This is a genomic window from Candidatus Coatesbacteria bacterium (assembly GCA_014728225.1).
Taxonomy (GTDB): domain Bacteria; phylum RBG-13-66-14; class RBG-13-66-14; order RBG-13-66-14; family RBG-13-66-14; genus WJLX01.
This window is the reverse complement of record WJLX01000066.1, coordinates 1-6,084: the sequence shown is the minus strand read 5'-3', so window position 1 is coordinate 6,084 and position 6,084 is coordinate 1. Positions and strand designations below refer to the sequence as shown.

At 65.7% G+C, this 6,084-nt stretch carries 3 protein-coding genes; 2 read left to right on the top strand and 1 reads right to left on the bottom strand.

The annotated features are described in order from the left end of the window. Positions 1-231: 231 nt before the first annotated feature. Positions 232-693, top strand: coding sequence for a hypothetical protein (locus GF399_05000; protein MBD3399671.1), 462 nt, complete (start codon positions 232-234; stop codon positions 691-693). A gap of 287 nt (positions 694-980) precedes the next feature. Here the strand turns inward: GF399_05000 and GF399_04995 are convergent, their stop codons facing one another. Beyond that, a complete protein-coding gene (locus tag GF399_04995; protein MBD3399670.1) occupies positions 981-3,800 on the bottom strand; it encodes a hypothetical protein in 2,820 nt (939 codons plus the stop codon). Between the two features lie 217 nt (positions 3,801-4,017). Here GF399_04995 and GF399_04990 point away from each other — a divergent pair. Continuing rightward, positions 4,018-6,084: AAA family ATPase (locus GF399_04990; GenBank protein MBD3399669.1), on the top strand; the 2,067-nt coding region annotated here is incomplete at its 3' end.

The following is a 6,084-nucleotide window of genomic DNA, read 5'->3' as shown; positions in this document are numbered from 1 at the left end:
TTCCGATCCATTCCGAACAGCTCCGAACAGTACAGTACAGTACAGTACAGTACAGTAAGGGTCGGCGGCTTCAACAACTGTATCCGCGCCGGTATTCGGCGCGCACACCTTGACGCTGGGCCACTTTTGGGCTATTCTATTAATTGGTTGGTAAAGACTCCGACTGGACTTTCATCAAGGCAATCATCACCAACGTCCGCCGACAAAGGCGGCCACAGCAAAGGAGGGTAATTGCGCCTCGAACAACTGATCCCCTCCGGGGCGGTGAAGCTAAACCTGGAAGCCGAAGACCGGCATCAAGCTCTGCACGAGATGGCGCACCTCATCGTTGGTCAGCCCGGGCTGCCGACCAACGCCGAGGTAATCAGCGCCATCTTTAATCGTGAGCTGGAGTACGAAGCCGCCGTCGGCTCCGGCGCCGCCATCCCCCACCTGATGATGCCCGGCCTCGACAAACCGATCCTGGCTATCGGTCGCAGCAAGAAAGGCATCCGCTTCGGCGACAACGGGCGCTCCAAGGTCAAATTGGTCTTCCTGTTGATCAGCCCCGCCGACGACCCCCACCAGCACCTGCACACCATCTCCCGAATCGCCAAGCTGATCAACAAACCCGAGCTCCGTAAGGCACTCAACGAGCTCGAGGACGAAAAGACCGTGCGCTCCACCCTGGCCCACCACGAAGAGCTGGCCTGAGAACCGAGTACCCCGACAAGCGACAAAAACCCCCGACAGGGGGTTTTTGTTCATATCCGCGAGCAACGCTTCAGCCCGCTTGACACCCCGCGGCGAGACCTGTTTGATACCTCTCGCAACCGCTTGAGTACACTCCGGCCCCGGAACTGGCACGGTTTTTGCGGAGGCGAACCGTTGCCGCCGCTCCAACGGGCGCCGAGATGCAAAAACCGTGCCAGTTCCGGGGCCCGGGCCTGTTTAACCCCGGGGGAGGGAGGCTGCCAAACAGGTCTCGCCGCCGGGGTCGTTCAGGGGCGGTTCTCGCGGAAGGCGGCGATTTGCGGGCGCTTGAGGAAGCCTTCGCGCAGCTCCTCGCGGCTGAAATCGGCCAGGATCCCATCCAGGTCCTCGGCGGCGGCCTCGTAGGAGTGACGGGCTTCATCGTTGCGGCCGGCGGCTTGCTGGATCAGCGACAGCAGCCGGTAGATGCGGAAGCGGGTCAGGGGGATGCCGACACGGTCGGCGATTTCCAGGGCCCGGTTGGCACGTTCTTCGGCGGCTTGGTAGTCTGCGCGATCCTGGAGCAGCGCGGCGCGTTCCTCGAGGTAGTTGAGTTCCAGGCGGCGGGAGTTCAGTTCTTCGACGGCGGTTTCGACTTCGTCGAGGAACGCCGCGGCCTCGTCCAGGCGGTTCTGTCGTCTCAGGCTGCGGGCGAGGAAGATTTTGACGAACATCTCCCACAGGCGGATGTCCCGTTGACCGAACTGCTCGGCGGCACGGCGGAAGAGCCGCTCGGCCAGGGAGTGGTTGCTCTGACGCTCGGCGATGCGCCCCATCAGGTAAGAGGTGTTGTGGCGGACGCTGGCCGAGGCCTGTCCGCCGGGGCGGCTGTTGGTCTCGCTGAGCTCCTTGAGGTAGCGTTGGGCCCGGTCGATGAAGCCCAGGTCCAGCCAGAGCAGGGCCAGGTTGTAGCGGGTGGTCTGGATCTCCTCGACGACGTCCTGGGTGCGGTTGTGGCGCTCGCAGATCTCGATGCAGGAGAGGGCTGATTCGAGATAGCCCCAACTGTGATAGATCAGTCCCAGATTGTTGAGGATGGCGAAGCGCAGGCTGACCTCGTCGACGTAGTTGAGCAGCTTGAGGGAATCGAGGTAATGCTCGATGGCCTTGTCGAGCCTGCCTTGGGTGTAATGGACCTGGGCGATGATCGACTGGGCGTAGGCTTCGGCGCGGATGTAGCCGATGCTGCGGGCGGTGTCTCGGGCCCGTTCGAGGTGCTCGTGGGCTTCGTCGCCGCGGCCGCGGTTCTTGGCGATGCGTCCCAGCTCCAGCTCGAAGTCGACGAGATAGCGCTCATCGGCCTCGCTCTCGGCGAGCAGCGCGTTGATCTCGCTGATCGTCTCCTCGGCGGCGGCGTAGTCGCTGCGGCGGTTGTCCCGGCGCAGCCGGCTCAGCAGTCGACTGCGTCGCACCGTCGGGGATTCGTTCAGATTATCGTACAATGCCAGCAGTTCGTCGGTTTTCTGGGGATCGCCGAGTTCCAGGGCGCACTCGACGGCGGCCTCGAGGGCCGGGAGGGCTGCTGTTTCGTCGGCGGTCAGTCCGGCGGCCGCGGCGAAGCGTTCCAGGGCTTCCCGGTGGTCGTTGTCCAACAGGGCCCGGCGGCCGTGGAAAAATTCGAGTCGACCACGCTGGGTGTCATCGAGCCTCACGGCGTAGGCTTCCAGTTCTTCGAGCAGTGTTGCGGCTCCGTCGGCGTCCTCGAGGGCCAGCGCCGCCGGGATCAGCTGGATGTAGATTCCGTAGACCTCGTCGACGGGGGCGTTGGCGGCGAGTATCTCGCGTACCCTTCCTTCCAGGGTGTTGACGGTGTGGAACAGCGCCCGTTGATTGAGGTCGTCGAGGAGCTCGACAGCCAAACGACGGGCCGGCCCGCGCTCGTCGAGGGCGATCAGGTGTTCGAGGCGGCTCAAACGGGCGGGGAAGCCGTCGTCGTCAATCGTTGAGTCCAGCTGGCGGCGGTGGAGCTGCTCGGTGAGTTGGTGGTCGGAGAAATCGACACTCCAGGTATAGAAACTGGGATCGCTCAGCACGTAGCCGTCGGGTAGTTCCAGGCAGAGGCGTTTGGCGACCAGGTCTTCGAGCAGCCGCCGTACGCTCTCCAGGGGCAGCTCGGCGACCTCGGCCGCCCGTTCCGCGCTCTGCGGCGTCTGGCGCAGCGCCAGGGCCAGTAACAGGCGCCGCTCCCGTTCGTCGACCTTCTGCCAGCGGCTGAGGAAGAGCTGAATCGGCGTCAGCGGATAATTGAGACGCCGATCGTAGCGCCCCTTGAGGTCGTGCTCGAAATAGTACCGTAGCTGTTCGGCGTAACACCGGCTGGGGGTCAGCTCGGCGAGGAAACCGGCAAACTGCTCATGGCTGAGGTTTTTCTGCAAGGCCAGACCGAATTCACCCAGGAACTCCGCCCGGATTTCCGGGATGAAGCGGATATAATAGCTGTCGAGGCCGGAAAAAATCCCGGTCAGGGCGTTGCGTTCGTCGTAGGATAAGACGAGCATCACGCGCAGCTCGGGCAGGTTGTCGAAGAGGAACTCCAGCAGATGGATGGTCTCGTGGTCGACCTCGCCGAAACGACTGCAGATAGTCAGCACCGTCGGCACGCTGAGGCGTCGCCTCAGCAGTTCCATCACCAGGCGTATCCGACGCCAGCGCAGGGCCCGCCCCGTGGAGAAGGCGACCGGTTCGTCGACGTCGAGCAGCCACAACTGCTCGGCCAGTTCGTCGGGCAGCTCCGCGGCCCAGGCCGCTCCCTCCTCACCAGAACGGCCGACGATGCGTCGCAGGATGCTCAAGGGCTCCTGATGGCCGTGGAGGCGGGGCAGATCGATGATCTGCATCTCCCGTTCCCGGCCGCGCTCAAGCAGGTAATCGATGAAGGAGGGGTCACCGAAGCAGCCCTCGCCGACGATCTCGACTAGAACGGGGCGGTGCTGGGCGGTTTGCAGGGCCTCGTCCAGGTTGGCCGACAGGTCCGGGTCCATTTCCGGCGTCGAGTAGGCCAGATTGTAGGTGCGGCGACCGACCTTGCTTGCCGTCGGGCGGAACTCGTGGGGTAGTTTGAGAGTCATGGAGTATGGCGGTTGGTGCAGCGTGGAAGCTCGATGCTCCGCAGGTCAGCGTATAATCTACCACCTGGGGCGTCTGTCTGTAAAGGCGTACTTCAGCACCTCCCGGTCACTCGCGCCTCGAGCCGTCGTCCGGCGGCGCCGGTGGTTTTGATTGGGACCGGGGGCCGCGATGTGCTAAACTAAATGAAATACAGGCTTTATTGCATATGGAACTACGATGACCTTAGAAACCCTGACCTGCCGGCTGTGCGGCTTCAAGAACGCCGCCGAAGTCCGCTTCTGTGGCGGCTGCGGCGCGCCGTTGACCACGACGGACACCGTCGAGGAGCGGCGGCGGGTGGCCGTGCTCTTCGCCGACATCTGCAACTTCACCCGGCTGGTGGCCGACGGCGACGCCGAGGAGGTCAAGGCCGCCGTCGAGGAGCTGCTGGCCGAGCTGGGCCGTCAGGTTACCCTGGGCGGCGGCTTCGTCGAGCAGTTCATCGGCGACGCGGTGATGGCCGTCTTCGGCGTGCCCCGGGTCAGCGAGAACAACGCCGAGCGCGCCGTCGACGTCGCCCTGCGGATGCTGGAGCGCACCCGGGGCTTCGGCGGGGACGGTCCGGCCTTCCAGATCCGGGTCGGCGTCCACTACGGCGAGGTGATCCTCACCCGGCGCACCCGCACACCGCGCGGCGCCTACCAGGTCTTCGGCCACGTGGTCAACGTGGCCAGCCGCCTGGAGGAGACGGGGGTCCCGGGCGCCGTCGTCGTCAGCCGGGACGTCCACCGCCGCACCAGCCACGTCTTCGACTACCAACCCCTGGAAGCCCTGATGGTCAAGGGGCTCAGCGAGCCCCTCGAGCGCTTCCAGGTCCTGCGCAGGAAACCGGTGCGGGGCAAGGGGCGGGGCATTCCGGGCCTGAACGCCCCCCTGGTCGGCCGGGAGAAGGAGCTGACCGTCCTCGAGGCCGCCTACGACGAGGTCCTGCGTCAACGCCGGGTCCGGGCCGTCGTCGTTCACGGCGTGGCCGGAATCGGCAAGACCCGGCTGGTGGAGGAGTTCGCCCTCGGGCTGACGGAATCCGTTCAACCGCCGCGTTATCTGGCGGGTCGCTGCCTGGTCTACGCCGCCGCCCCGGCCTACCACCCCTTGAACGACATCCTGACCCGCCTGGTCGGCGCCGACGACGAAACGCCGCCCCTGGAGATCCGGCGGCGGCTCGAAGAGCTGATCGCCGATCTGGTGGGCGGCGACGTCGACCCCGCCGCCGTCGAGCAGCTGGCCGGCCTGATCGGCGCCGCCGCCGACGAGAACGGCGGCGGGAGCACCGCGGGTGAGCTGTTGCGCGCCCGGGTCCGTCACCTGCTGGAGCGGCTGCTGACCGGCGCCTCCCGGGTCCGTCCCCTGGTGATCCTGATCGAGGACCTGCAGTGGGCCGACGACGCCACCCTGGGGCTGTTGTTGCATCTCCTGGGCGGCCTCGAGGAGGCTCCGGTGTTGTTCCTCTTCAACACCCGCCCCCCGGAACCGCACCAGCACAGGGTCACTGAGTTCCTCGAACGCCTCGACGAGCCGGACAACAGCAGACTGCTGCACCTGCGCGAGCTGACGCCGCAGCAGAGTCGGCGCTTGATCGCCGAGCTCCTCGCCGTCGAGCGTCTCTCCGAGCGCAGTCGACGGCTGATAATCGAACGGGCGGCGGGCAACCCCTTCTTCGTCGAGGAGCTGATCAAGGTCCTGATCGACCGCGGTGTCCTCGTCAACCGCGAGGACCACTGGGAGGCCACCCGGGAGATCGAGGAACTCGACATCCCGGACACCGTCGAAGACGTGCTGCGGGCCCGCCTTGACCGCCTGTCCGACGAGGAGCGCCGGGTCATCCAGACGGCCTCCGTCGTCGGTGAGGTCTTCTGGCGCCGGATCGTCTCCTGGCTCCTCGACGGCGAGGTGGCCGGTGAACTCAGCCGGCTCGAACACCGGGACCTGATCCGGCGGCAGCTCGATTCACTGTTCTCCGACGACCTCGAGTACATCTTCAAGCACAGCCTGTTGCGCGACACAGTTTACAACGGCCTGCTCAAGCGCATCCGCCGTGAGCTGCATCTACGCATCGCCCGCTGGGTCGAGGAGCACTACGCCGAGCGCCTCGAGGGCTATCTCTCCCTGGTGGCCCATCATTACGAGAACGGCGGCGACACCGAGCGGGCCGCCCGCTTCTACCTGCGGGCCGGCGTTCACGCCGCCCGGCTCTATGCCGCCGACGAGGCCGCCCACTGCTTCGCCCGGGCCGCCGCCAACGGC

What these genes read in the sequence shown, in the direction of transcription:
- GF399_04995 (MBD3399670.1), bottom strand. Translation starts at nt 3,800, where the DNA reads ATGACTCTCAAACTACCCCACGAGTTCCGCCCGACGGCAAGCAAGGTC.